Source organism: Chryseobacterium sp. CCNWLW53, from assembly GCF_037083525.1.
In the GTDB taxonomy this organism is placed as follows: Bacteria; Bacteroidota; Bacteroidia; order Flavobacteriales; family Weeksellaceae; genus Chryseobacterium; species Chryseobacterium lathyri.
This window is the reverse complement of record NZ_JBAOJR010000001.1, coordinates 178,494-203,950: the sequence shown is the minus strand read 5'-3', so window position 1 is coordinate 203,950 and position 25,457 is coordinate 178,494. Positions and strand designations below refer to the sequence as shown.

At 36.8% G+C, this 25,457-nt stretch carries 41 protein-coding genes; 34 read left to right on the top strand and 7 right to left on the bottom strand.

Annotated elements, in window-relative coordinates; genetic code table 11:
- Nucleotides 1-225 precede the first annotated feature (225 nt).
- The 4 genes from V6R96_RS01005 to V6R96_RS00990 are packed head-to-tail and all read right to left on the bottom strand — an operon-like array spanning nt 226 to nt 4,899.
- Nucleotides 226-1,026 (bottom strand): hypothetical protein, encoded by an 801-nt coding sequence (locus V6R96_RS01005; protein WP_223558232.1) that lies wholly within the window; start codon nt 1,024-1,026, stop codon nt 226-228.
- A 10-nt stretch (nt 1,027-1,036) separates the two neighbouring features.
- On the bottom strand, nt 1,037-1,768 hold the full coding sequence (locus V6R96_RS01000; protein WP_223558233.1) for an MIP/aquaporin family protein: 732 nt from the start codon (nt 1,766-1,768) through the stop codon (nt 1,037-1,039).
- A gap of 24 nt (nt 1,769-1,792) precedes the next feature.
- Nucleotides 1,793-3,289, bottom strand: a complete 1,497-nt coding sequence (glpK, locus tag V6R96_RS00995; RefSeq protein ID WP_336377726.1) for a glycerol kinase GlpK — start codon at nt 3,287-3,289, stop codon at nt 1,793-1,795.
- A gap of 11 nt (nt 3,290-3,300) precedes the next feature.
- Nucleotides 3,301-4,899, bottom strand: a complete 1,599-nt coding sequence (locus V6R96_RS00990) for a glycerol-3-phosphate dehydrogenase/oxidase (RefSeq protein ID WP_336377725.1) — start codon at nt 4,897-4,899, stop codon at nt 3,301-3,303.
- A 117-nt stretch (nt 4,900-5,016) separates the two neighbouring features.
- Between V6R96_RS00990 and V6R96_RS00985 the strand changes: the two genes are divergently transcribed.
- Entirely contained in the window at nt 5,017-5,781 is a 765-nt protein-coding gene (locus V6R96_RS00985) for a DeoR/GlpR family DNA-binding transcription regulator (RefSeq protein ID WP_336377724.1), read from the top strand.
- Between the two features lie 89 nt (nt 5,782-5,870).
- Here the strand turns inward: V6R96_RS00985 and V6R96_RS00980 are convergent, their stop codons facing one another.
- Both V6R96_RS00980 and V6R96_RS00975 read right to left on the bottom strand, forming a co-directional pair.
- Nucleotides 5,871-6,314 carry a GNAT family N-acetyltransferase gene (locus tag V6R96_RS00980; protein WP_223558236.1) on the bottom strand — a complete coding sequence of 148 codons (444 nt, stop codon included), beginning with the start codon at nt 6,312-6,314 and terminating at the stop codon, nt 5,871-5,873.
- Nucleotides 6,315-6,331: 17 nt separating this feature from the next.
- Nucleotides 6,332-6,724, bottom strand: coding sequence for a rhodanese-like domain-containing protein (locus V6R96_RS00975; RefSeq protein WP_336377723.1), 393 nt, complete (start codon nt 6,722-6,724; stop codon nt 6,332-6,334).
- A gap of 132 nt (nt 6,725-6,856) precedes the next feature.
- On the opposite strand from V6R96_RS00975, the gene V6R96_RS00970 reads away from it, so the two are divergent.
- From V6R96_RS00970 to rplQ, 29 genes are all read left to right on the top strand, one after another.
- Nucleotides 6,857-7,753, top strand: a complete 897-nt coding sequence (locus tag V6R96_RS00970; protein ID WP_336377722.1) for a LysR family transcriptional regulator — start codon at nt 6,857-6,859, stop codon at nt 7,751-7,753.
- 191 nt (nt 7,754-7,944) lie between these two features.
- Entirely contained in the window at nt 7,945-8,571 is a 627-nt protein-coding gene (gene rplC, locus V6R96_RS00965) for a 50S ribosomal protein L3 (protein WP_034678007.1), read from the top strand.
- Nucleotides 8,562-9,191: a 50S ribosomal protein L4 gene (gene rplD, locus V6R96_RS00960; protein ID WP_111957081.1), complete on the top strand. Its 630-nt coding sequence runs from the start codon at nt 8,562-8,564 to the stop codon at nt 9,189-9,191. The genes rplC and rplD overlap by 10 nt, the downstream gene beginning before the upstream one ends.
- Nucleotides 9,192-9,194: 3 nt before the next feature.
- Nucleotides 9,195-9,485 carry a 50S ribosomal protein L23 gene (rplW, locus tag V6R96_RS00955; protein WP_034702844.1) on the top strand — a complete coding sequence of 97 codons (291 nt, stop codon included), beginning with the start codon at nt 9,195-9,197 and terminating at the stop codon, nt 9,483-9,485.
- A gap of 22 nt (nt 9,486-9,507) precedes the next feature.
- On the top strand, nt 9,508-10,329 hold the full coding sequence (gene rplB, locus V6R96_RS00950) for a 50S ribosomal protein L2 (RefSeq protein WP_111957083.1): 822 nt from the start codon (nt 9,508-9,510) through the stop codon (nt 10,327-10,329).
- A 2-nt stretch (nt 10,330-10,331) separates the two neighbouring features.
- On the top strand, nt 10,332-10,610 hold the full coding sequence (gene rpsS, locus V6R96_RS00945) for a 30S ribosomal protein S19 (RefSeq protein WP_034702850.1): 279 nt from the start codon (nt 10,332-10,334) through the stop codon (nt 10,608-10,610).
- Between the two features lie 2 nt (nt 10,611-10,612).
- On the top strand, nt 10,613-11,011 hold the full coding sequence (rplV, locus tag V6R96_RS00940; protein ID WP_111957085.1) for a 50S ribosomal protein L22: 399 nt from the start codon (nt 10,613-10,615) through the stop codon (nt 11,009-11,011).
- Between the two features lie 7 nt (nt 11,012-11,018).
- Nucleotides 11,019-11,765 carry a 30S ribosomal protein S3 gene (gene rpsC, locus V6R96_RS00935; RefSeq protein ID WP_111957087.1) on the top strand — a complete coding sequence of 249 codons (747 nt, stop codon included), beginning with the start codon at nt 11,019-11,021 and terminating at the stop codon, nt 11,763-11,765.
- 98 nt (nt 11,766-11,863) lie between these two features.
- Entirely contained in the window at nt 11,864-12,289 is a 426-nt protein-coding gene (gene rplP, locus V6R96_RS00930) for a 50S ribosomal protein L16 (protein WP_034738777.1), read from the top strand.
- A gap of 11 nt (nt 12,290-12,300) precedes the next feature.
- On the top strand, nt 12,301-12,489 hold the full coding sequence (gene rpmC / locus V6R96_RS00925; RefSeq protein WP_034725985.1) for a 50S ribosomal protein L29: 189 nt from the start codon (nt 12,301-12,303) through the stop codon (nt 12,487-12,489).
- Nucleotides 12,490-12,500: 11 nt separating this feature from the next.
- A complete protein-coding gene (gene rpsQ / locus V6R96_RS00920) occupies nt 12,501-12,758 on the top strand; it encodes a 30S ribosomal protein S17 (RefSeq protein ID WP_053073319.1) in 258 nt (85 codons plus the stop codon).
- 2 nt (nt 12,759-12,760) lie between these two features.
- Nucleotides 12,761-13,129, top strand: a complete 369-nt coding sequence (rplN, locus tag V6R96_RS00915; RefSeq protein WP_007839504.1) for a 50S ribosomal protein L14 — start codon at nt 12,761-12,763, stop codon at nt 13,127-13,129.
- Nucleotides 13,130-13,151: 22 nt separating this feature from the next.
- Nucleotides 13,152-13,478 carry a 50S ribosomal protein L24 gene (gene rplX, locus V6R96_RS00910; protein WP_111957089.1) on the top strand — a complete coding sequence of 109 codons (327 nt, stop codon included), beginning with the start codon at nt 13,152-13,154 and terminating at the stop codon, nt 13,476-13,478.
- 13 nt (nt 13,479-13,491) lie between these two features.
- Entirely contained in the window at nt 13,492-14,043 is a 552-nt protein-coding gene (gene rplE / locus V6R96_RS00905) for a 50S ribosomal protein L5 (RefSeq protein ID WP_111957091.1), read from the top strand.
- A 3-nt stretch (nt 14,044-14,046) separates the two neighbouring features.
- Nucleotides 14,047-14,316, top strand: coding sequence for a 30S ribosomal protein S14 (gene rpsN, locus V6R96_RS00900; RefSeq protein ID WP_047376574.1), 270 nt, complete (start codon nt 14,047-14,049; stop codon nt 14,314-14,316).
- 145 nt (nt 14,317-14,461) lie between these two features.
- The gene (rpsH, locus tag V6R96_RS00895) at nt 14,462-14,860 is read left to right on the top strand and encodes a 30S ribosomal protein S8 (protein WP_111957093.1); all 399 of its coding nucleotides are present in this window, start codon (nt 14,462-14,464) and stop codon (nt 14,858-14,860) included.
- 17 nt (nt 14,861-14,877) lie between these two features.
- Nucleotides 14,878-15,423: a 50S ribosomal protein L6 gene (gene rplF, locus V6R96_RS00890; RefSeq protein ID WP_111957095.1), complete on the top strand. Its 546-nt coding sequence runs from the start codon at nt 14,878-14,880 to the stop codon at nt 15,421-15,423.
- Between the two features lie 15 nt (nt 15,424-15,438).
- Nucleotides 15,439-15,792: a 50S ribosomal protein L18 gene (rplR, locus tag V6R96_RS00885; RefSeq protein ID WP_111957097.1), complete on the top strand. Its 354-nt coding sequence runs from the start codon at nt 15,439-15,441 to the stop codon at nt 15,790-15,792.
- A gap of 19 nt (nt 15,793-15,811) precedes the next feature.
- Nucleotides 15,812-16,333, top strand: coding sequence for a 30S ribosomal protein S5 (gene rpsE / locus V6R96_RS00880; RefSeq protein ID WP_034703137.1), 522 nt, complete (start codon nt 15,812-15,814; stop codon nt 16,331-16,333).
- 10 nt (nt 16,334-16,343) lie between these two features.
- Nucleotides 16,344-16,520, top strand: a complete 177-nt coding sequence (gene rpmD / locus V6R96_RS00875) for a 50S ribosomal protein L30 (RefSeq protein WP_007839493.1) — start codon at nt 16,344-16,346, stop codon at nt 16,518-16,520.
- Between the two features lie 21 nt (nt 16,521-16,541).
- Nucleotides 16,542-16,991, top strand: a complete 450-nt coding sequence (rplO, locus tag V6R96_RS00870) for a 50S ribosomal protein L15 (protein ID WP_111957099.1) — start codon at nt 16,542-16,544, stop codon at nt 16,989-16,991.
- 9 nt (nt 16,992-17,000) lie between these two features.
- Entirely contained in the window at nt 17,001-18,380 is a 1,380-nt protein-coding gene (gene secY / locus V6R96_RS00865; RefSeq protein WP_034725974.1) for a preprotein translocase subunit SecY, read from the top strand.
- Between the two features lie 3 nt (nt 18,381-18,383).
- Complete coding sequence (gene infA, locus V6R96_RS00860) at nt 18,384-18,599, top strand: translation initiation factor IF-1 (protein WP_027381317.1); 216 nt, start codon at nt 18,384-18,386, stop codon at nt 18,597-18,599.
- Between the two features lie 109 nt (nt 18,600-18,708).
- Nucleotides 18,709-18,825, top strand: a complete 117-nt coding sequence (gene rpmJ, locus V6R96_RS00855) for a 50S ribosomal protein L36 (protein WP_007839480.1) — start codon at nt 18,709-18,711, stop codon at nt 18,823-18,825.
- Between the two features lie 9 nt (nt 18,826-18,834).
- Nucleotides 18,835-19,212, top strand: coding sequence for a 30S ribosomal protein S13 (rpsM, locus tag V6R96_RS00850; RefSeq protein WP_040993540.1), 378 nt, complete (start codon nt 18,835-18,837; stop codon nt 19,210-19,212).
- A 12-nt stretch (nt 19,213-19,224) separates the two neighbouring features.
- Nucleotides 19,225-19,614 (top strand): 30S ribosomal protein S11, encoded by a 390-nt coding sequence (gene rpsK / locus V6R96_RS00845; RefSeq protein ID WP_027387198.1) that lies wholly within the window; start codon nt 19,225-19,227, stop codon nt 19,612-19,614.
- Nucleotides 19,615-19,633: 19 nt separating this feature from the next.
- Nucleotides 19,634-20,242, top strand: a complete 609-nt coding sequence (gene rpsD, locus V6R96_RS00840; RefSeq protein WP_111957101.1) for a 30S ribosomal protein S4 — start codon at nt 19,634-19,636, stop codon at nt 20,240-20,242.
- 33 nt (nt 20,243-20,275) lie between these two features.
- Nucleotides 20,276-21,271: a DNA-directed RNA polymerase subunit alpha gene (locus V6R96_RS00835; protein ID WP_034725969.1), complete on the top strand. Its 996-nt coding sequence runs from the start codon at nt 20,276-20,278 to the stop codon at nt 21,269-21,271.
- 6 nt (nt 21,272-21,277) lie between these two features.
- The gene (gene rplQ / locus V6R96_RS00830; protein WP_111957103.1) at nt 21,278-21,805 is read left to right on the top strand and encodes a 50S ribosomal protein L17; all 528 of its coding nucleotides are present in this window, start codon (nt 21,278-21,280) and stop codon (nt 21,803-21,805) included.
- A 179-nt stretch (nt 21,806-21,984) separates the two neighbouring features.
- Here rplQ and V6R96_RS00825 read toward each other — a convergent pair whose 3' ends face one another.
- Nucleotides 21,985-22,419, bottom strand: a complete 435-nt coding sequence (locus V6R96_RS00825; protein WP_336377721.1) for a hypothetical protein — start codon at nt 22,417-22,419, stop codon at nt 21,985-21,987.
- Nucleotides 22,420-22,595: 176 nt separating this feature from the next.
- On the opposite strand from V6R96_RS00825, the gene V6R96_RS00820 reads away from it, so the two are divergent.
- The 4 genes from V6R96_RS00820 (at nt 22,596) to V6R96_RS00805 (ending at nt 25,436) form a co-directional block, all read left to right on the top strand.
- A complete protein-coding gene (locus V6R96_RS00820) occupies nt 22,596-23,228 on the top strand; it encodes a response regulator transcription factor (protein ID WP_111957107.1) in 633 nt (210 codons plus the stop codon).
- A gap of 5 nt (nt 23,229-23,233) precedes the next feature.
- Complete coding sequence (locus tag V6R96_RS00815) at nt 23,234-24,049, top strand: hypothetical protein (protein ID WP_336377720.1); 816 nt, start codon at nt 23,234-23,236, stop codon at nt 24,047-24,049.
- A 128-nt stretch (nt 24,050-24,177) separates the two neighbouring features.
- Nucleotides 24,178-24,624, top strand: a complete 447-nt coding sequence (locus V6R96_RS00810) for a hypothetical protein (RefSeq protein WP_111957111.1) — start codon at nt 24,178-24,180, stop codon at nt 24,622-24,624.
- 35 nt (nt 24,625-24,659) lie between these two features.
- A complete protein-coding gene (locus V6R96_RS00805) occupies nt 24,660-25,436 on the top strand; it encodes a histidine kinase (protein WP_336377719.1) in 777 nt (258 codons plus the stop codon).
- The last annotated feature ends 21 nt before the right edge of the window (nt 25,437-25,457 follow it).

The window sequence follows — 25,457 nt, the reverse complement described above, 5'->3', positions numbered from 1 at the left end:
ATAGGATCTTTTTAACCACAAAAGCCACAAAAGATTCTTGATGAATGAGATTCACATAAAGAAAATCTGAGATTTTCGTAAAGCTTAAGTACTTATATTCACAAAGCTTGTTGATTAAAATAACTTAAGTGTTTAAATGACTTTTGTGGTTAAATATTTAATCAGTTAAAAACAGAAAAACCACTCCAAATAGGAATGGTCTTTATCATTGATTTAAAAGTTAGATTAGAAAACAGTCGCTGCCAACTGAATTCTTGCGTATTTATTGGAAGGATTCCACATCGCCATCATAGAAACCGGCAGACTGTAATGTTCCGTAATTTTAATGGTCTTACCTGCTTTTACTCCTACATTAACGATATCAAAGCTGTTTTCACCATTGCCATAGAGGAAATGTTTGTCGTTGAGGGCAAACCCAGCACCAATAAACGCATCCAGATTCACTTTCTCCCCGGCGATAACCGGATAGCTCGCCTGAATATAGGTAGAGTATCTATTTTTCTTATAGCTTCCATCAGATTCCAGAACCACTTCGCCCGCATTGGCTCCTCCGTACAGCATGATATCCGCTTCAATATTCAATGGGAATGATGGTCCGAAAGTATAATTGGTCCTAAGGTCAATGATGTGGGCAGTTCTTCTCTGTGAGTAACTGAAAATGTCGTCTGCGGCTACAGCGGTATTAATGTTTCTGGAATTATACAAATCCCACAATCCAATATAAAAACGGTTATGGGAGTATTGGATGTAGTAGTTGATCTCCTTATAATGGGTGCCGTCTTTATCGTCAGCTAATGCCGAGGCGCCCCAAATACCAATCTTCCATTTCTTTTCAGAATCCAGAGCGTAAGAAAGATTTCCCATCACTACAGGTTTATCAGTAATGATAAGGCCTCTCCATAAGTGATTATTCTGAATATTGGCGGTAAAGTCCAGCCTGTTGCTCTCCTTAGGTTCCTCGCTCTCCTGAGAGAATAGTTTTCCTGTGCCCAAAATAATCAGGCATGCAATTTTTAAAATTTTCATCGGGTATTTTTTAATGTATTATTCCAAAAAGAACGGCAGCGATAACAGCGCCCAGAATGGGTCCGGCAACTGGGATCCATGCGTATCCCCAGTCACTGCTGCCTTTTACTGGAAGTACTGCATGCATAATCCTTGGAGCCAAATCTCTTGCAGGATTGATGGCATAACCGGTTGTTCCACCCAGTGATAAGCCAATGGCCCAAACCAGTAAGGTAACAGGAAGAGCTCCTACAGAACCGAGTCCTACTTTAGCGGTCGGATCCGCATTCAGAGAAATGCTAGGGTCCGAAAAATGAAAGATGACAAATACCAGTACAAACGTTCCGATAATCTCACTGATTAAATTGGAAAATGTGTTCCTGATAGCCGGCCCGGTACTGAAACAGGCAAGCTTTGCGCCTTCATCTTCCGTAATGGCAAAATGGTCTTTGTTAAAAAGCCAGACCAGGAAAGCTCCCAGCATTCCACCGAGCAGCTGTGCAGCAATATAAGATGGAACCAAGTCCCACGAGAATTTTCCTGCAACTGCCAGTCCGATCGTTACAGCCGGGTTCAGATGGGCACCACTTGCCGGACCGGCAACGGTGACACCGACAAAAACTGCCAGTGCCCAGGCTGTCGTAATGACGATCCATCCTGAATTATTTCCTTTAGTATCCTTTAAGACAACATTGGCTACAACACCGTTGCCTAATAATATAAGAAGCATTGTTCCTACAAGTTCTGCGGTAAATGGGGTCATGAGTAGTTTTTTTAATATTAAGGATTAATCTTCGATCCAGCTTTGGGAACGTTTTACAGCTTTGTTCCAGAAATGAATCATGTTATCTGCTTTTTCTTTATCCACTTTTGGATGGAAATCCTCGTCTACAACCCATTGAGATTGTATTTCATTAATATCCTTCCAATATCCTACTGCTAAACCTGCAAGATAGGCTGCCCCTAAAGCTGTGGTCTCAAGCGTTTTTGGTCTTGTGATCTTAAAACCGAAAAGGTCAGACTGTATCTGCATCAGAAGATCACTTGCAGAAGCTCCGCCATCTACTCTGAGTTCCATACTGGGTGTTCCGGAATCTGCTTCCATGGATTTTACAATATCGTACACCTGGAATGCTATTCCTTCCAAAGTTGCCCTTGCAATGTGTCCATCAGTTGTTCCCCGGGTTACTCCTACAATAGTTCCTCTTGCGTACTGGTCCCAATACGGTGCTCCTAATCCGGTAAGTGCAGGCACAAAGTAAACACCTCCGTTATCTTCAACACTTGCTGCCAGATCATTCACTTCTTCTGCGGAGCGGATAAGTTTCAGCCCGTCTCTCAGCCACTGTATCGCTGCTCCGCCTACAAATACACTTCCTTCAAGGGCATAATTTACTTCTCCATTGATCTTCCATGCCACTGTTGTTAACAGGTTGTTTTTAGAAGAAACAGCTTCTGTTCCTGTATTCATTAATAGGAAACATCCTGTTCCATACGTATTCTTTACCATTCCGGGAGTAATACACATCTGTCCGAATAAGGCGGCCTGCTGGTCTCCTGCAATCCCTGCAATTGGTATTTTTGTAGAAAATAAAGTGGTTGCAGTTTCTCCATAGATCTCACTGCTCTGTTTTACTTCAGGAAGAACAGATTTTGGAATATCAAACAGATCCAGAAGATCCTGATCCCATTCTAAGGTATGAATATTCAGAAGCATGGTTCTGCTGGCATTGGAAACATCGGTGATGAACATTTTTCCGCGCGTAAGCTTCCAGATAAGCCATGTGTCAACGGTTCCGAAACATAATTTTCCTTCTGCTGCTTTTTCCCTTGCTCCTTCTACGTGATCCAGGATCCATTTTAGTTTGGTTGCTGAAAAATAGGCATCCAGGACAAGTCCGGTTTTCTCTTTGATGATTTCGGCATGCCCCTGCTCTTTTAATTCATCACAGTACTTAGAAGTTCTTCTGTCCTGCCAGACAATAGCATTGTAAATAGGTTCACCGGTTTCTTTATCCCAGACAACGGTTGTTTCACGTTGATTGGTGATACCGATGGCAGCTACTTCCAGCCCGGAAATGCCTGCTTTGGCGATAACTTCTGCGGCAACGGATATCTGGGATGACCATATTTCGTTCGGATCATGCTCTACCCATCCCGGAGTAGGGTAGATTTGTTCAAAATTTTTCTGGGAGATATATTCGATAGCTCCGCTGTGATTGAATAAGATGGCTCTAGAAGAAGTTGTACCCTGGTCTAAAGCGAGAATCAATTTTTCCTTCATACTGCAAAGTTTTAATTATGAGTAATAGTTTTGGGAGAGTAAGGGGTTAATAAATACCCTTGTGCTAATTCAATAAATTCTTTTTCCTGTTCAGTGGCCCATTCCTGAGAATATCCTTTTTCTTTGGCAATAAGCTGTGCAATAGTATGTGCACTGTCGATCGCAGCTCTTGCATCTAAAAATAAAAGACGGACTCTTCTGGCGAGAATGTCTTCAATGGTTTCCGCCATTTCGTATCTTATGGCCCAGACTGCTTCTGCAATAGTAAAAGCATGGTCAGGATGAATCTTTTGAGAATATTGAGGATCACTGCTCTGCAATGATTTTATGGCTGGAATATCGGATCCGTAAACATACAGATGACTGGTGCGGTCTACAAGTTCTGCTTTCATATTACCATGAATAGACATATTTTCTGTTTGAGAAGGTCCTCCATTTAAATGAAGGATCTCTACAGCTTTATCAATAGTATCTTCCGCCATTTTACGGTAAGTGGTCCATTTTCCGCCGATGATGGAAACCAATCCTGTATCGGAAGCAATGACTTTGTGGCTGCGGGAAACTTCCTTAGTGCTTTTGCCTCCTTCTTTTGGAGCGGCAAGAGGTCTTAATCCTGCAAACATCGATTTTACATCTTCTCTGGTTGGCTTCTTCGCTAAATATTGTCTTGCTGTGTTTAAAACAAAATTAATTTCAGATTCCAACGCGTGCGGCTCAAAGCTTGGGCTTTCCAGAAGGGTATCTGTAGTTCCTACCAATGCTCTGTCGTGCCATGGAACAACAAAAAGAACCCTGCCGTCTGATGTTTTTGGAATCATAATCGCATCGTCACTTTTCAGGAATGATTTATCCAATACTAAATGGATACCCTGGCTTGGAACTACAAATTTACCATGCTTAGGATTGTTCATATTCAAAATGTCATTCGTGAATACCCCTGTTGCATTGATAACTGCTTTCGCACGAAGCTCGTACTGCTGGTTGGTAAACTGATCTTCTGCTTTAACTCCGTTTATTTTTCCGGAATCATTTTTCAGAAGACCGGTTACTTTCATATAATTAACTGCACTACCTCCTTTTTCGATCAGAGTCTGGGTTAAATTGATTGCTAATCTTGCATCATCAAATTGCCCGTCTTGATATACCACGCCACTTGCAAGGTTATGCTGTTCAATGGTTGGCAATTTTTCAACCGTTTTGGATTTGCTGATGTATTTTGTTTTTCCAAGACTAAGCTTTCCGGCAAGGAAGTCATAAATAGATAATCCTATTTTATAATAAATACCTCCCCACCAAGTATAATTAGGAATAATAAATGACTGGTTTTTTACTACGTGTGCTGCGTTTTGGGCCAAAAGTCCTCTTTCTTTCAGAGCTTCTTTTACAAGTCCTATATCTCCCTGTGCAAGATATCTTACGCCACCATGTACCAGTTTGGTGCTTCGGCTGGATGTTGCTTTGGCAAAATCGTGGGATTCAAGAAGCAGGGTTTTGAATCCTCTGCTGGTTGCATCCAATGCTGAACCCAGGCCGCTGGCTCCACCTCCGATAATGATGAAGTCCCATTCCTGAACACTGGATAATTTATTAATTTCTTCGTTTCGTTTCATAAATGTTTCGTTTATGTTTCGTTTTCAAATGTATAAATTAAAAATGAAACTAAAAAGAAAACAAATGAAATTTTATCGGTCTCGAAAAAAAATGGTATTTTTGATGAAAGAATCAGAATGGAAAAGTTAATACCAAGGCACGATGATATATTAAAGGAACTGGATGAAAAGGGGCATGTTCTTGTACAGGATCTGTGTGAGAAGTTCAATGTTTCGTCGGTTACGGTCCGAAAGGATCTGAATTATCTCGAAAGCCTGGGCTTGCTTTTCCGAAACCATGGTGGGGCAAGTAAGCATGTAAGATATGCTTATGAAAGAAATGTAGATGAAAAGGAAAACATCAATGTAGAAGCTAAGCAGAATATTGCGAAAGCAGCTTTAAAGCTTATCCAGGAGAATGACTGTATTATTTTAGCTTCAGGGACTACGATGCATTATTTAGCGAGAATGCTGGTGAACTTTGGATCTCTTACGGTTTTAACCTCTTCTTTAAGGGTGGCTATTGAGCTATGTAATAATCCTAATATTAATATCATACAGTTGGGTGGCGAAGTCCGGAAAAGTTCGACTTCCATTGTAGGTTCCATTTCTGAAGGAATTCTCAAGCAGTTTTCCTGTAATAAACTTTTTCTGGGAGTGGATGGGATTGACATTGATTTTGGAATCAGTACTTCAAATGCTGCTGAAGCCCATCTGAATCAACTTATGATAGAATGCTCCGAAAAAGTGGTCATTCTCGGTGATTCTTCAAAACTGAATAAAAAAGGGTTTGGCAAAATTGCTCCTCTGGATAAAGTTGATTATCTGATTACGGATAACGGGATTGGAGAGGAAGATAAATCTGCGTTGGAGGAAAGGGGGGTTACGGTCATTGTAAAATAGGTTTCATTTAGTTTATCAAATAATAAATATTTAAAATAGAGACAGTCTGGTTTCAGAAAGTCCCTATTTTAAATTGAAAATTAGTAGGCTTATACGTTCCAGAAAAATCTTTCTTTGTTTTTGCTTTCCGCTCCAAGCAATGTGTAGAATTTAATGGCCCTTGTATTGAAGCTCGGGGTTTGCCATTGGATTATCGAGCAGCCTTCTTCTTTTGAGCAGGCTCTTATTAATTCCATTATTTGCTTTCCTGTTCCGTTTCCTCTTGCATTCTCTTTTAGGAATAAGCAGTCAACATACATATAATAGCTGGCATCCCAGGTTGAAAACTGCTTGAAAAAGGTTGCATATCCTATTATTTCAGTGCCGGACTTGGCGATCAGACATTTTATATTTGAATCCGGATCAAGGATATATTTAGAAAGCAGTTCCTTTTTGTTTTCTTCCTTAAAAGAGCTTCTTTCATACAGAGCATGGGTTTTACACAGTTCAATAATGGAGCTCAGGTCTTTTTTCTCGGCAAATCTTATTTTCATATTTCTTAATTAATAATTTAACAGGCACATACGAATGTGGAGCCATTTGTAGGATTAGTTCCTTCTGTAGCATAGCCATCGAACTTCCACCATTCAATTCCTCCCATTAATTCAAGGACTTTAAATCCTAATAGAGTCATTTTTAAAGCTCCTTTTGTAGAGGCGTTACATCCGATCCCATCACAATAGCAGACGTATATTTTTGATTTGTCAAGATGCTGGGTATTCTCTTCTGTCATTTCCCGATGAGGAAGATTAATTGCGGATGGAATGTGTTCTTTGCTATAGCCATCTGACCTTCTGGTATCTACTGCTACATAATCTGTACTGTTTTGAAATGCATCATATAAGTCTGAGGGGTCCATTTCATACATTAATTTTTTCTGGTAGAATTCAATTTGTTCTTGCATAATTTTTAAATTGTTTATAGTGCAAAACTATACCCAGGCTTCTTTTTTTCCTAAGATTGAAACTGAATGCTTTACAGCTTTAATTGAAATATTTTCAGATATTGTTTTTCGGTATATTGTTAACTTTGCAGTATGGAAATCAAGTTTTTAAAGCTTATTAAAACAATTGCGGAAGAGGGAAGTATTGCCGGTTCTTCTGAAAAACTTTTTTTGACGCAGTCTGCATTAAGTCATCAGCTTAAGGATCTGGAAATCCAGCTTGGTTTTAAGGTGTTTTACAGAACACGGAACAAATGGGAATTAACTGAAGAGGGAAATGTGCTTTACAAAACTGCCTGTACGGTAATGGATAGTATTGGTAACGGTCTAAATGCTATTCAGCAGATAAGAGCTGGAGCAGCAGGTACAATCAAAATCAGTACGGAATGTTATTCATTCTATCAGGGATTGCCATTATTTATTCAAAAAATGAAAGTGTTATATCCTGAAATTGAGGTGGATTTGGTATTAGAGGCTACTCATAAGCCTGTTTTAAAAGTAATATCCAATGAAATTGACATTGCAGTCGTTACTTCAATGCCTTCCAGCAATAAAGAATTGGTAAGCATTGAGATTTTCGAGGATGAAATTTTTGCTGTCCTTCATCAGGAGAATCTTCTGAATGATTCGGAATACCTGACTGCTGATGATTTTCTGGATGTTCATTTAATTATTCATTCTTTTCCGCTAAAAACAGTTTCTGTTTATGAGGAATTTCTGAATCCAAACGGAATAGTTCCGGCGAAAATTTCTTCGGTTCCCTTAACGGAAGTTACTTTGGAAATGGTACAAGCTAACATAGGGATTACCTGTATGCCAAAATGGGCATTAAAGTCATTTAAGCTATCTGATGAATTGAAGTTTAAAAAAATCGGAAGTAAGGGCTTGAAAAGAAAGCATTACCTGGTAGTAAGAAAATCAGATATTGGAAAAAAATATATTAATGATTTTCTTTTGAACTTCAAAGAGTATTTTCAAAATTTCGGATAGTTTTTAATTCGAAATCGCTAATTGATTAAAAATCAAAATATTTTACTCTAAATATTTGTCAGTTATAAAAATATTCATAAATTTGCACACTCCATTTTAGGGGCGTAGTATGCCTATATCAAAAGTAGAAATTACTTCAGACCTCCTAAAAATGTGGAAATTAGAAAGATAAATTTTATTTAATATAAACAATGTCAGGTATTATTGGTAAAAAAATCGGTATGACGTCTTTGTTTAACGAAGAAGGAAAGAATATTCCTTGTACAGTTATTCAGGCTGGTCCATGCTCGGTTTTACAGGTCAGAACCATAGAAAAGGACGGCTACAAGTCAGTTCAGTTAGGTTTCGATGACAAGAGTGAAAAGAACGTAGGTAAAGCGTTAGCTGGCCATTTCAAAAAGGCTGGTTCTGCTCCAAAAGCTAAGTTGGTAGAATTCTACAGAGAATTCGTAGACGAAGTAAAAGTAGGAGAAGAAGTAAAAGTTGATTTATTCTCTGAAGGAGAGTATGTTGACGTAACAGGAACTTCAAAAGGTAAAGGTTTCCAGGGTGTTGTTAAAAGACATGGCTTTGGAGGTGTAATGCAAGCTACTCATGGTCAGCACAACAGACTTAGAGCTCCAGGTTCTATCGGTGCTGGATCGGATCCTTCAAGAGTATTCAAAGGAATGAGAATGGCGGGTAGAATGGGAGGTAAGCAGGTAACTGTACAAAACCTTCAAGTATTAAAAGTGGATCAAGAACAAAATCTTTTAGTGGTAAAAGGTGCTGTTCCGGGAGCTAAAAATTCTTATGTAATTATCAGAAAATGGAACTAGTAGTATTAAATACATCAGGAAAAGAGACCGGAAGAAAAGTAACTCTAGACGAATCAGTATTCGGAATTGAGCCAAATCAGCACGCGGTTTACTTAGAAGTTAAACAGTATCTTGCAGCACAGAGACAAGGGACTCATAAATCAAAAGAAAGAAGCGAAATTACTGCTTCTACTAAAAAACTTAAGAAGCAAAAAGGATCTGGTTCTGCTAGATATGGTGATATCAAATCTCCAACTTTCAGAGGTGGAGGTAGAGTATTCGGACCAAAACCAAGAGACTACAGATTCAAATTGAACAAAGCTCTTAAGAGATTAGCTAAAAAATCTGTTTTATCTCAGAAAATGAGAGACAACAGCATCAGAGTAATGGAAGATATGAGCTTAAACGCTCCTAAAACTAAAGATTTCATCACGATCCTAAATGCATTGGCATTGAACGATAAGAAGTCTCTATTTGTTCTTCCTGAAGCTAACAAGAATGTGTATTTATCTTCAAGAAACTTACCTAAAACTAAAGTAATGAACTTCAACGAAATTAGTTCATATGACTTAATGAATGCAGGTGAGATCGTATTCTTAGAAGGTGCAGTTGAAAAATTCCAGGAAAATTTAAAGAAATAAATCATGTCACTTATTATTAAACCAGTTATCTCAGAAAAGGCTAATTACCTTACAGATTTAAGAGGTTCTTATTCTTTCTTAGTAGATCCTAAGGCTAATAAGATCCAGATTAAAAAAGCTGTTGAAGCAGCTTACGGTGTAAAAGTAGCAGACGTTAACACAATGATTTATGCTCCGAAGGTTTCTTCAAAATACACTAAAAAAGGTCTTCAAGTAGGGAAGACAAACAAATTGAAAAAGGCGGTAATCAAGCTTGTTGAAGGTGAAGTTATCGATATTTTTGCTGTAAATTAATTATTAATTATAAATAATAGTAATGTCTGTTAGAAAATTAAAACCTATCACCCCAGGACAGAGATTCAGAATTGTAAACAATTTTGAGGAAATTACTACCAACAAACCAGAGAAATCTCTAACAGTTGGTATTAGTAAGTCAGGTGGACGTAACCAAACTGGTAAAATGACCATGCGTTACACCGGAGGTGGACACAAAAAGAAATACAGAATTATCGACTTCAAAAGAAACAAGCATGATGTTGAAGCAACGGTAAAAACTGTAGAATATGATCCAAACAGAACTGCATTTATCGCTTTATTAGAGTACGCAGATGGAGAGAAGAGATACATCATCGCTCCAAACGGTATCAAAGTAGATCAGAAAGTAGTTTCAGGAGAAAGCGTTGAACCAAACGTAGGTAACGCAATGAAATTGAAAAATATTCCATTGGGTACTGTAATTTCTTGTGTTGAAATGAAGCCTGGACAAGGTGCTATTTTAGCAAGAAGTGCTGGTTCTTCAGCTCAATTAACTTCAAGAGACGGAAAATATGCTATCATCAAATTGCCTTCAGGAGAATCCAGAATGATCCTTACTGAATGTTATGCAATGATTGGATCTGTTTCTAACTCTGATCATCAGTTAACTGTTTCAGGTAAGGCTGGTAGAAGCAGATGGTTAGGTAGAAGACCTAGAACTAGACCGGTAGTAATGAACCCTGTAGATCACCCAATGGGAGGTGGTGAAGGACGTTCTTCTGGAGGTCACCCAAGATCTAGAAACGGTATGCCGGCTAAAGGTTACAAAACCAGAAAGAAAAACAAAGCGTCTAACCGTCATATCATATCTAAAAGAAAATAATTATGGCAAGATCACTTAAAAAAGGACCATTCATTCATCATACTTTAGATAAGAAGGTTCAGACAAACATAGAGTCTGGTAAGAAGACAGTTATTAAAACTTGGTCTAGAGCATCGATGATCTCTCCAGACTTCGTAGGACAAACTATTGCAGTACACAACGGGAAATCTTTTATCCCTGTTTATGTTACAGAAAACATGGTAGGTCACAAGTTAGGCGAATTTTCTCCAACAAGATCTTTCAGAGGTCATGGTGGTAACAAAAATAAAGGAAGCAGATAATCATGGGATCAAGAAAACAAGATAGTTCAATCGCAAGAAAAGAAGCTAACAAAGACGTTGTAAAAGCTTCATTAAATGACTGCCCATCATCTCCAAGAAAAATGAGATTAGTTGCTGATATCATTAGAGGAGAGCAGGTAGATAAAGCTCTTTATATCCTAAAATATTCTAAAAAAGAAGCCTCTAACAAATTAGAGAAATTACTTCTTTCTGCTATGGCAAACTGGCAGACTAAAAATGAAGGTGCTGATATTGAAGAAGCAAACCTTATCATTAAAGAAATCTTCGTGGATAGTGCAAGACAATTGAAGAGACTAAGACCAGCTCCGCAAGGTAGAGGGTATAGAATCAGAAAAAGATCTAACCACGTTACATTAATCTTAGGTAATAAAGAAAATTAATCAAGGTATGGGACAGAAGACAAATCCAATTGGTAACAGATTAGGTATCATCAGAGGATGGGATTCTAACTGGTTTGGCGGAAACGATTATGGAGACAGAATCGCGGAAGACTACAAAATCAGAAGATACCTTGAGGCTAGATTATCTAAAGGTGGGATTTCAAAAATTTATATTGAAAGAACACTAAAATTAGTAACAGTGACGATCACTACTGCTAGACCGGGACTTATCATCGGTAAAGGAGGTCAGGAAGTTGATAAATTGAAAGAAGAATTGAAGAAACTTACAGGTAAGGATATTCAAATCAATATTTTCGAAATCAAAAGACCTGAACTTGATGCAGTATTAGTGGCTGACAGCATCTCTAAGCAAATTGAAAACAGAATTTCTTACAGAAGAGCTGTTAAAATGGCAATGGCTAGTACAATGAGAATGGGTGCTGAAGGTATCAAAGTTCAAATCTCTGGTAGATTGAACGGAGCTGAAATGGCAAGAAGCGAATCTTTCAAAGACGGAAGAATTCCTTTGTCTACTTTCAGAGCTGATATTGATTATCACTGGGCTGAAGCTCATACTACTTATGGTAGACTAGGAGTAAAAGTTTGGATCATGAAAGGAGAGGTTTACGGTAAAAGAGATCTTTCTCCACTAGTGGGACAACAGAAAAAAGGAGGTCCTTCAGGAGGCGGAAACAGAGGAGACAGAGACAACAGAAGACCTAGAAAAAATAACAATAATAACAATAATAATTAAAAATTTTAGGTTAGAAATTTTGAATTTTAAATTACCGTTACTTTTTTAAAATATAAAAAATCTAAAATCTAAAATCTAAAATCTAAAATTTAGAAATTATGTTACAACCAAAAAGAACCAAATTCCGTAGAGTTCACAAGATGAAGATGAAGGGGATTGCTCAAAGAGGTAATCAACTGGCTTACGGAACTTTTGGAATCAAAGCTATAGAAGGTGCTTGGATCACTGCAAGACAAATCGAAGCTGCTCGTATCGCTGCGACAAGATATATGAAGAGAGAAGGTCAGCTATGGATCAAAATCTTCCCGGATAAGCCAATTACTAAAAAACCAGCCGAAGTTCGTATGGGTAAAGGTAAAGGTGCTGTGGAATATTGGGTAGCTGTAGTAAAACCAGGTAAAATTATGTTCGAAATCGGAGGAGTATCTTACGAAATCGCTAAGGAAGCTTTAAGACTTGCTGCACAGAAATTACCGGTAGTTACTAAATTCGTAGTTGCTAACGATTTTGTTAAACCTCTATAATCTTTGATACAATGAAACAAGCTGATATTAAAAATTTAAGCGCGGGTGATATTCAAGCAAAACTTGCTGAATTGAAAACTCAATATTCAAAACTGAAATTGGCTCACAAGATCAGTCCAATTGAAAACCCGATTCAAATCAGAGATTTGAGAAGATCGATCGCTAGACTAAACACTGAGTTAACCACTAAACAACAATAAGATTTTCATACATTATGGAAAGAAACTTAAGAAAAGAAAGAATCGGAATAGTTTCCAGCAATAAAATGGAAAAGACCATTGTTGTAAGTGAGACTACGAGAGTGAAACACCCGATGTACGGTAAATTCGTATTAAAAACGAAAAAATATACTGCACACGACGAAAACAACGAATGCACAGAAGGTGATACAGTTCTTATCCAAGAAACTAGACCTTTGAGCAAGAGCAAGAGATGGAGATTAGTAAGAATCATTGAAAAAGCTAAGTAATAATGTTACAAACAGAATCAAGATTAAAAGTTGCTGATAACACAGGTGCAAAAGAAGTACTAGTTATTAGAGTTCTGGGAGGAACCAGAAGAAGATATGCTTCAGTTGGTGATAAAATCGTTGTTACTATCAAGGATTCTACACCATCAGGAAATGCTAAAAAAGGTCAGGTATCTAAAGCTGTAGTAGTAAGAACTAAAAAAGCAGTTAGAAGAAAAGATGGTTCATACATCAAATTCGAAGACAATGCTTGTGTATTACTAAACGCAGCGGGAGAAATGAGAGGAACACGTGTTTTCGGACCGGTTGCTCGTGAGTTGAGAGACAAAGAATATATGAAAATCATTTCATTAGCTCCTGAAGTACTTTAATTTTTAAAATTTTTAAAAGAAAATGTCAAAGTTAAAAATAAAAAGAGGAGATAACGTCATCATTACTACTGGTAAGAAAGATATCAAAGGTAAGACTGGTGAAGTTATTGAAGTGATCAAGAAAGAAGGAAAAGACCCTAGAGTAATCGTTGCAGGACTTAACATCGTTAAAAAACACGTTAAGCCTTCAGCTTCTAACCCTCAAGGTGGGATTACTGAAAAGGAAGCTTCTATCCATATCTCAAATGTAGCCCTAGTTGGTAAAGACGGAAAAGCTATCAAAATCGGTTACAAAATCGATGGAGATAAGAAAGTAAGAATCGATAGAAAAACGGGTGAAACTTTATAATTTGAATTAACACATGGAATTTATAGCAAGACCCAAAAATATATACAGAGAGAAAATTGTTCCTGCAATGATGGAAGAATTTGGGTACAAATCTGTAATGCAGGTACCTAAATTGGAAAAAATCATCCTATCTCAAGGATTAGGTGATGCCACTGCAGACAAGAAAATCATTGATTATGCTGTAGAAGAATTAACAATGATTACTGGCCAGAAAGCAGTAGGTACTATCTCTAAGAAAGACGAAGCAGCTTTCAAACTGAGAAAAGGTATGCCTGTAGGTGCTAAAGTAACATTGAGAGCTCATAAAATGTATGAATTCTTAGACAGACTTACTTCTTCTGCTTTACCACGTATCAGAGATTTCTCTGGTATCAAAGCAGACGGGTTCGATGGTAGAGGTAATTACAACTTAGGTATTACTGAGCAGATTATCTTCCCTGAAATCGTAATTGACAAAGTGAAAAAAATCCAGGGGATGGACATCACTTTCGTTACAACTGCGAAAACAGATAAAGAAGCTAAAGCATTATTAACTCACTTCGGTTTACCATTCAAAAAGAACTAAGAGATGGCTAAAGAATCAATGAAAGCGCGTGAGCGCAAAAGAGAAGCACTAGTTGCTAAATACGCTGACAAAAGAAAAGCTTTAAAAGAAGCTGGTGATTATGAAGGACTTCAGAAATTACCTAAAAATGCTTCTCCTGTAAGATTACACAACAGATGTAAACTAACAGGTAGACCTAGAGGATACATGAGAACGTTTGGTATTTCCAGAGTAACTTTCAGAGAAATGGCAAACAACGGTCTTATCCCGGGAGTAAGAAAAGCCAGTTGGTAATAATTACTAATTAATCGGGACAATTAAGTTGTCTGGATACTAAAGAATAAAAATATCAGACCCAAGATTTTCTGAAGTCTGATATTTTAATCTTCAAGTCCTTTCAATACTGATTGTCTTTAACCAATAATTTTAAAATAGAAAAATGGTAACAGATCCAATTTCAGATTTCCTAACAAGAGTAAGGAACGCACAAAGCGCAGGCCACAAAGTGGTGGAAATTCCTGCATCGAAAATCAAAAAGGAGATTACTAAGATCTTATTTGACCAAGGGTATATCTTAAACTACAAGTTTGAAGATAACGCTGTTCAAGGAGTGATCAAAATCGCTTTAAAGTATGACAAGCAAACTAACAAACCGGCTATCAAGTCTATTCAAAGAGCTTCTAGACCAGGTTTAAGACAGTACAAAGGTTCTACTGAACTTCCAAGAGTACTGAACGGTTTGGGTATAGCTGTTATCTCTACTTCTAAAGGAGTAATGACTGACAAGAAGGCTAGAGAAGAGAAAGTAGGCGGTGAAGTAATCTGCTATGTTTATTAATTTTTAATCAGAGGAAAATGTCAAGAATTGGTAAAGCAATTATAACAATTCCAGCTGGAGTTACTGTCACTGAAAATAACGGTGTTGTAACAGTTAAAGGTCCTAAAGGAGAACTTTCTCAGGAGCTTACAGCAGGAATTACTTTAGAACAGAAAGATGGTGAACTTAACGTTAACAGACCATCTGAGTCTAAACAACACAAAGCACTTCACGGTCTATACAGAGCGTTGATCAACAACATGATCACTGGTGTTAATACAGGTTTCGAAAAGAAACTGGAACTAGTAGGGGTAGGATACAGAGCTTCACACACAGGTCAAAAACTTGAGTTAGCTTTAGGATTCTCTCACGGTATCGTATTAGAACTTCCAAGCGAAGTAAAAGTAGATACATTGACTGAAAAAGGTAAAAACCCAATTATTACTTTAGCGTCTCATGACAACCAACTTCTAGGAATGGTAGCTGCAAAGATTCGTTCTTTCAGAAAGCCTGAGCCTTACAAAGGAAAAGGTGTAAGATTCCTTGGAGAAATTGTTAGACGTAAAGCTGGTAAATCTGCTTAATAAATTATAAGTATTATGGCATTAAGTAAATTAGAAAAAAGAATAAGAATAAAAAGAAGAGTAAGAGGAAAAATCTCTGGATCTTCTGAATTGCCAAGATTATCTGTATATAAAAGTAATAAGGAAATTTACGCTCAGTTAATCGATGATAAAAATGGTACAACTTTAGTTGCCGCTTCTTCAAGAGAGAAAGGTGTTGATGCTAATGGTACCAAGACTGAAGTTTCTGCTGCTGTTGGTAAAGCTATTGCTGCCAAAGCTATCGCTGCAGGAATCGAAAGTATTGTATTTGACAGAAACGGTTTCGTTTACCACGGAAGAGTGAAAGCTCTTGCTGATGGAGCGAGAGAAGGAGGACTTAAATTCTAATCATAAAATTTCGGAAAATATGTTAGGACTAGATAATATAGAAAGAGTAAAACCGGGAGGATTAGAATTAAAAGATCGTCTCGTAGCTGTTAACAGAGTAACAAAAGTAACCAAAGGAGGTAGAGCTTTCGGATTTTCTGCTATCGTTGTAGTAGGAAACGAAGACGGAGTAATCGGTCACGGTCTTGGAAAATCTAAAGAAGTAGCTTCTGCAATTGCTAAAGCTGTTGAAGATGCTAAGAAAAACCTTGTGAAAGTTCCTGTAATGAACCACACAATCCCTCACCAGACTACTGCCAGATACGGTGGTGCAGATATCTTCTTAAGACCTGCTTCTCACGGTACAGGACTTATCGCCGGTGGTGCGGTAAGAGCGGTATTGGAGTCTGCTGGTATTCACGATATCCTTTCAAAATCTAAAGGATCTTCTAACCCTCACAACGTGGTGAAAGCTACTTTCAAAGCGTTATTGGATATCAGAAGACCTGAAGAGATCGCTAGAATGAGAGGAGTTTCTTTAAGTAAAGTGTTTAACGGTTAATATTAGAACAATGGCAACAATCAAAGTAAAGCAAGTAAGAAGCGCTATTGGAAGAACAAAAACCCAAAAGAGAACGCTTGAAGCATTAGGATTTAAGAAACTTCACCAAGTTGTAGAACACGAAGCTACTCCTTCTATCTTAGGAATGATAGCTGCAGTTAGTCATTTACTTGAAGTTCAAAAATAATTTTTAACAAAAGAAATTAAAATGAATTTAAATAACATAAAACCTGCTGCAGGATCTACTTTCAATTCAAAAAGAATTGGTAGAGGTCAGGGTACAGGAAAAGGAGGTACTGCTACGAAAGGTCATAAAGGTCAGAAAGCTAGAGCTGGTTATTCTCAGAAAATCGGTTTCGAAGGTGGACAGATGCCTTTACAAAGGAGATTACCTAAATTCGGTTTCAAAAACGTAAACAGAAAAGAGTTTAGAGGAGTAAACCTTGATACTATCCAAATTTTAATCGAGAACAAATCCATTACTGGAGATATCACGAAAGAAGTTTTAGTAGAAAACGGTTTAGTTTCTAAAAACGAATTAGTGAAAATTATGGGTAGAGGAGAATTGAAATCTGCGGTTTCAATCTCTGCTGACAAGTTCACTAAATCTGCTGAAGAGCTTATTGCTAAAGCAGGTGGAAAAGCAATTACCTTATAATACTTACTAATGAAAGAATTTATACAAACCCTTAAAAATATTTGGAGCCTAAAGGAATTAAGAGATAAAATTCTCTTTACGTTAGGTATTATCCTTGTGTATAGATTCGCATCTTATATCTCACTTCCCGCAATTAACCTTGCAGAAGTGGGAGATCTCTTAGAGCATTATAAAAATCAAGGCGGTAACAAGCAAGGAGCAGGTCTCCTTGGCTTGCTTTCGTCGTTTACGGGGGGGGCTTTCAGCCACGCTTCCGTAATGGCGTTGGGAATCATGCCTTATATTTCTGCTTCTATTATTGTTCAGTTGATGGGGATGGCTATTCCTTATCTTCAGAAACTTCAGAAGGATGGAGAGTCTGGTAGAAATACATTGAATCAAATTACTAGATGGTTAACGATTGGTGTTTGTCTTGTACAAGCTCCTTCTTATTTAACGTCTATTACTCAATTATTCTTACCGTATGCTCAGTTCTCTTCTGCATACTATGTAGAGCCAAATTCTATCATGTTCTGGTTACCAAGTATTGTAATTTTGGTTGCCGGTTCAGTGTTCGCAATGTGGTTAGGTGAGAAAATCACCGACAAAGGTATCGGAAACGGTATTTCCATCCTTATTATGGTGGGGATCCTATCAAGATTACCTGAAGCATTCGTACAGGAAATGGCCGTGCAGAACGGAAAAGGAGGAATGGGATCTATCATGATCCTTATAGAAGTAATATTCTGGATGCTGGTAGTTCTTTTAGCAGTAGTATTATCTGTTGCTGTCAGAAAAATTCCAATTCAGTATGTAAGCAGAGCTCAAGCAAGAGGAGGTGTAAACAGAAATCTTATGCAGGGAGCAAGACAATGGATCCCATTGAAAGTAAATGCTGCTGGTGTAATGCCGATTATCTTTGCTCAGGCATTGATGTTCGTACCAGGACTATTAACGAAATTCGATGAGTCCAATACTTTTCTTGCAGGTTTCAAGAATGTTTTTAGCTGGCAGTACAATGTATTGTTCGCGCTATTAATTATTATCTTCTCATTCTTCTATACTGCAATTACGATTCCGGTAAACCAAATGGCTGATGATTTGAAGAGAAATGGAGGTTTAGTACCGAAAGTAAGACCCGGTAAAGAAACAGCTGATTATTTAGATGATATTTTATCAAAAATTACCTTGCCAGGTGCAATATTTTTGTCTATCTTTGCAGTCCTTCCAGCAATAGTGCATGGAAGCTTTGTTCAGACAGATGCGTTCGCCCTATTTTTCGGGGGAACATCACTATTGATTATGGTTGGAGTTATTTTAGATACCGTTCAACAGATTAATACATATCTGCTGAATCATCACTATGATGGCTTAATGCAGTCTAAATTATCAAGAACGACTGGATATTAATTTATGGCGAAACAAAAACATATTGAACAAGACGGCGTTATCACGGAAGCTCTTTCCAACGCCCAGTTCCGTGTAGAGCTGGAGAATGGGCATATACTTATCGCTCATATTTCCGGTAAAATGAGAATGCATTATATTAAACTTTTACCTGGAGACAAGGTAAAACTAGAAATGTCTCCCTATGATTTATCGAAAGGGAGAATCACATTTAGATATTAAGACAAACGCCAAATGGAATGTATGTTCCATTTGGCTCTTGTTGAAAAATAAATACTATCAAAATGAAATCGTAAGATTCATTGGTCAGTAAAAAAAATAAATATTTCAAATGAAAGTTAGAGCATCAATTAAAAAAAGAAGCGCTGATTGCAAGATTGTACGCAGAAAAGGTGTACTATTCGTAATCAACAAGAAGAACCCAAAATTTAAACAAAGACAAGGCTAACATTAAATTATGGCGAGAATTGCAGGTATTGATTTACCAAAAAACAAAAGAGGTGTTATCGGTTTAACTTACATCTACGGAGTTGGAAGAAGTACTTCTTCCGAAATCCTTAAAGCTGCCGGTATCAGCGAAGACAAGAAAGTCAACGAATGGAATGACGATGAATTGGCTGCAATCAGAACATATATCTCTGAAAACATAAAAGTAGAAGGAGAATTAAGATCTGAAGTGCAATTGAACATCAAGAGATTGATGGACATAGGATGCCAACGAGGAATACGTCACAGACTAGGACTACCTTTAAGAGGCCAGAGAACGAAAAACAACTCTAGAACCCGTAAAGGAAAGAGAAAAACTGTTGCTAACAAGAAAAAGGCAAGTAAATAATCGTTAGGAATTATGGCAAAACAAACTAAAGTAGTTAAAAAAAGAAAAGTAAAAGTTGAAGCTATTGGTGAAGCGCACATTCAGGCTTCTTTCAATAACATCATCATTTCTTTAACAAATAAAAGCGGAGAAGTTATCTCTTGGGCTTCTGCCGGTAAAATGGGTTTCAGAGGTTCTAAAAAGAATACTCCATTTGCTGCTCAAATGGCGGCTGAAAATTGCTCTAATGTTGCTCACGAAGCTGGATTAAGAAGAGTAAAGGTGTATGTGAAAGGTCCTGGTGCAGGTAGAGAATCTGCAATCAGAACAATCCACAATTCAGGTATTGAAGTTAGCGAAATCATTGATGTGACTCCTATGCCGCACAATGGATGTAGACCACCGAAAAGAAGAAGAGTTTAATTTTTAGAATTTACCCATTATGGCAAGATATATTGGACCTAAAACTAAGATTGCTAGAAAGTTTGGTGCTGCAATCTACGGAGATGACAAAAACTTCGAAAGAAGAAAAAACCAACCGCCAGGACAACACGGTCCTAACAAAAGAAGAGGTGCTAAAAAATCTGAATATGCAATTCAGCTAGCTGAAAAGCAAAAAGCTAAATATACTTATGGTATTTTAGAAAAGCAGTTTGCTAACTTATTTGAAAAAGCACACAGAAGTAAAGGTGTAACAGGTGAAGTTCTATTACAGCTTTGTGAATCAAGATTGGATAACGTAGTATTCAGATTAGGTTTTGCTAAAACAAGATCTGCTGCTAGACAGTTAACTTCTCACAGACACATCACTGTGAATGGGGAGATCCTTAACATTCCTTCTTATTTAGTAAAAGCAGGTGATGTGATCGCTGTAAGAGAGAAATCTAAATCTCTTGAGGTTGTTACTGATTCATTAGCTTCTAAAGCTAATTATGAGTGGTTACAATTCAACGATGAGAAGAAAGAAGGTACTTTCGTTTCTGCTCCTGAAAGAATCCAGATTCCGGAGGACATCAAGGAACAGCTTATCGTCGAACTTTACTCTAAATAATTTTTTAATCAAATTTTTGCTCAACCCAATAATATGGCAATTTTACAATTCATAAAACCCGATAAAGTAATTTTACTTAACTCTGATGAATTTAAAGGTCAATTCGAATTCAGACCATTAGAACCAGGTTTCGGGCTTACAATCGGTAATGCTTTGAGAAGAGTGTTGCTTTCTTCTCTGGAAGGATATGCTATTTCATCTATCAAAATAGAAGGTGTAGAGCACGAATTTTCAACTATTCCAGGAGTAATCGAAGACGTTACCGAAATTATTCTTAACCTTAAGCAGGTAAGATTAAAAGCTTCAGCAGAAGGCCAGGCCAACGAGCAGGTAATTGCTAAAGTTTCAGGTCAAACAGTTATTACTGCTGGTGATTTAGGAAAGTCTATCAACGGATTTGAGGTGCTGAACCCGGACCTTTTGATCTGCAACCTAAACAGTGATGTAACTTTCGAAATTACTTTCAATATAGAAAAAGGAAGAGGGTATGTTCCTTCAGAACAGAATAAGTCAAACAATGCACCTGTAGGTACTATTGCTATTGACTCTATTTTCACGCCAATTAAGAAAGTACAATACAGCATTGAAAATTATCGTGTAGAGCAAAAAACAGACTACGAAAAACTTGTATTAGATATAGAAACTGATGGTTCCATCAGTCCTCAAAATGCTTTAACTGAAGCTTCTAAGATATTAATTTATCACTTCATGTTGTTCTCTGATGAGAGAATAACTCTTGAAACTGAAGCTGTAAAAGCATCTATCCAATATGACGAAGAAACACTTCATACAAGACAATTACTTAAGTCTAAATTAGCAGATATGGATCTTTCTGTAAGAGCCCTTAACTGTCTGAAAGCAGCTGAAGTAGAAACTCTTGGAGAACTGGTTTCTTACAGTAAGTCTGATTTGATGAAATTCAGAAATTTTGGTAAAAAATCTTTGACAGAACTAGAAGAATTAGTGCATTCAAAAGGTCTTAACTTCGGTTTCGACGTTGCAAAATATAAGTTAGACGCTGATAAATAATTAATAATGAGACACGGTAAAAAATTCAATCACTTAGGAAGAACAGCTTCTCATAGAAGTGCTTTACTTTCTAATATGGCTTGTTCTCTAATTGAGCATAAAAGAATCAACACTACTGTAGCTAAAGCTAAGGCTTTAAGAGTATATGTTGAACCTCTATTAACAAAGGCAAAAGAAGATACTACACACAATAGAAGAATTGTTTTTTCATATCTTCAAAGTAAAGAGGCGGTTGCTGAACTTTTCAGATCAGTAGCTCCTAAAATCGCAGAAAGAAACGGCGGTTATACAAGAATCATCAAGACTGGTTTCAGACAAGGTGATGCTGCTGACATGGCTCTTATTGAGCTGGTTGATTTCAACGAACTTTACAATCCTAATGCTGAGGAGAAAAAAGCTACAAGAAGAAGCAGAAGATCTGCAACTGCAAAAAAAGCTGAAGCTGTAGTAGCTGAAGCTCCAAAAGCAGAAGAGAAAACTGAAGAGCCTAAGGCTCAGGCAGCTGACTCTGCAGAAGAGAAAACTGAAGAATAATATTCATTCAGATATAATTGAAAAGCCATCCAGATTCTGGATGGCTTTTTTATTTGCCGGCTTCTGCGAAGAACAGTAAATTTATTTCAGCAATGAAGTGAGTTCAATATTCACCATTGACAATTCAGTATCACATTCACCATTATTTTCTAAACCCCGATTCCGGAGTTTATCTCGGTTTAAATTTTCGTTCTCTTCAATTCAATCACATTATTTCCTTGTTCCAGATGAAGACTATCACCTTTTACCCTGGCAGTCATATCATCTTTTTTGTAGATGACCTCACCGTCTTTTGTGTCTGTTTTAGGTAATGTAAATGTCTTTTTGTTGCTGGTGATCGCTACAGTATTTTCCTTAGAATCATTTTTGAATACTACTTTTACTAATGTTCCGTCTGTAGCCTTGTAAACGAAATCTGTTTTCTCTGTCTTCTGACCGTTCACTTCAGTTGTTGAAGAACTTTGGGTTACAGAATCAATTTTCCCATTGTTGTCGGTGATCACCGTTTCTGAACTGTCAATTTTAATTACGCTTTTGTTTCCGCTTTCACTTTTTTTGCAGCTGGTTAATAATAATGCCACAGCTGAAACTGCTATTAAAAGGCTTTTTCTCATGATATTTATTTTTTTATTGTGTAGGGTTAATTGTTTTTCTATTGTAATAGAATTTTAACTAAATTTAATAGAAACAAAAAACAAACCAATAACCCTGAACTCAAGCCACTAAATTACACAAAAGTGTAATTGATTCCGCCTTGTTTTCTTGCGAAATTTGTCTTAAACAAAAAACAATGAGCATTTCTATCGCCATAGTAGAAGACGAAAAGAACTACAACAACGCGTTGAAGAAGGTCATCAATTACCAGCAGGATATGCACGTGACTGCCCAGTTCTTTAATGGAAAGGAAGCCCTGAATAATCTTCCCGGTATTTCCCCAGATGTTGTTATGATGGATATCCAACTGCAGGATATGCTGGGTATCGAAATCATTGAAAAGCTCAGAAAAGAAATGACAAAGACACAGTTCATCATGTGTACCAGTTTTGAAGATGATGAAAAGATCTTTAATTCATTAAAAGCAGGAGCCATGGGATATCTCATCAAAGGTGAAAGCATGGACAAGATCCTTTCTTCCATCCGCGATGTATATAACGGCGGTGCCCCCATGAGCCTGTCCATCGCCCGCAGAGTCTTAAGTCATTTTGAAAAAAAACTTCCCGAAATTAAAGATTTTGATGACCTCACAGAACGTGAAAAAGAAATTCTCGAGCTCCTTTCACAGGGACTCCTTTACAAAGAAATTGCCGACAGAAAGTTCATCAGTATAGACACTGTAAAAAAACATGTAGGAAATATCTACAGAAAGCTGCACGTGAGCAATAAGGTAGAAGCAATAAATAAATTTAACCATTTTAAAAACTAAGAGACATGAGAACAATTAAACTATTAAGAATTATTTATCTAATAACTTTAATGTTGTTTTTGATAAGTTGCAGGAAGGATAAGACCGGAGAAATAAAGGATAGAGCTTTAGACCAGCCGGATCAAAAAGCTAATGCTGCTCCTGTTGATTCTAATGGAGATAGTATATATATAAAGAAATTCGATTTTCTAAGCTTACAAACCATATTAACAACAATACCGGATACGGATGTAGATAAGTATTATGGGAAATATTCAACTACATATAAACCACATTTAGGATTGGGAAAAAAATACCCATATTCTTTTGATATAGCTCCCAGTGTAGGAGAGGAAATGAAAAAGATGGTGAAGAATAATGACTCGATACGGCTAATTCTTACTACAAGAGAAAATCATTTGGAAATTCTTTTTGCCGACTCAAATAATAACAAATACATTATTACAGAAAATGCTATTAAGCAGGTTGATGAGAAAGTATTTAAAGAAATGGATAATGTCTTCAAAACCGGTATTTATGATGAAATGACAAAAGCTAAGACAGGATTGGTAGACTCTGAACAGTCAGGGGATAAAACGTATGGTAATACTACTGAAATATTAATACCGTATGCTGACTTTAGCCAATATGAGCCAACAAAACATACTTTATCTTTTTTACCTGGGGTATTAACGAATAACAATGTTAACAGCAATAAGAAAAGTAAAATGCACCATCTAACCTTAATTATGTGTTTGATGGAATTAAGTCCCAACAAAGCTCTTAAAAATCCTCCAATCGTTTTTTCTGATGATTTTTGTTTAAAGCCGCCAGGCTGCTAAATATGTATATATTCTATTTAATTCTAACTTTTCTTTGTCTTGCTTTTTCAGTTATAAATAAAGCAGCAAGACAAAGATTCTTGTATTTATACTTTGTGATTGTTTTTTTATCAGAAATTCTGATATTCATGGGAATATTTGATGGTGGCATTTATAAATACACTAAGATTTTTTATATTCTGTTCTTTATATTTTATTATAAAGAACTTTTTACATTACATTATAATAGATACATTCTTTTATTTATAGTCATTACCTGCCTGCTTATAAAGAATAGTATTGGAGATGAAAATTTATTACCGGTAATACAAAGTTTTGTTTATGTTTTTCTTAGCTTAGGATGGATGATGTGGCAAATTAAAAATCCTAATGAAATTTCAATCTACAATAAACAGAAATTCTGGTTTTGTGCTGGACTTTTATTGTGGAGTGCTGTATTTTTAATGCGAATTATCCCATCATTATTTTTTGCCGAAAAAGACAGTGTTTTTTTCCAAGGTATAAATTATTTTTATCAAGGAATTACCATTTTTTGCTATGCATTATTCCTGAGAGGTATTTTTTGCAGAAAATAAACGTTTGGAATTGAATTAAGATAGAAATGAATGATTTGGATAGAATAAAACTCACTTACATTATTGCAGTTATTGTAATAATGCTATTCATTGCTTTCATTATTTTTGTTGTTTTAATGTATAATAAAAAACAGCTTTTGTATCTTAAAGAACAGCAACTTAAAGAAGCAGAGCATCAAAACCAGCTTCTTCAAAAAGAACTCGAAAAGCAAAAATCTATAGAACAGGAAAGGGAACGTATTTCCCACGATATGCATGACGATCTCGGAGCCGGAATTTCAGCATTAAAACTTCAGGCAGAATTCTTGAAGCAGAAAGCGGAAGACGGAGATCTGCAGAATGATATCGATGAGCTGCTGAAAACCTCAGAAGAAATGAACCTATCCATGCGCGAAATGCTCTGGAGCCTGAACTCAGGAAATGATACTCTGGGAAGCTTTATAGACTATGCCATACAATATACCGGTAACTTTCTGAAAAAAACAAAAATTAAGCTTTCGTCAGAAAGCGAAGATATTATATCTGAAACACCAATTTCTACAGAACTGAGACGGAATATGTTTTTATGCTTAAAAGAGGCTCTGAATAATGCTTATAAACACAGTCAATCCAATCAGTTGAAACTTTCTTTTGTTCAAAAAGATAAAGAATTTATCATGAAAATCTCTGATAACGGAGTCGGGATCAGTTATGAAAATGCAGAAGGGAACGGGCTCCGGAATATGAAACGGCGGATGCAGGAACAGAATGGCGAATGTCAAATCTTATCTGAAGGATCAGGAACACAGATACTTTTCAGAACTACAGTATAAGATCCGGAAAACATACATAGA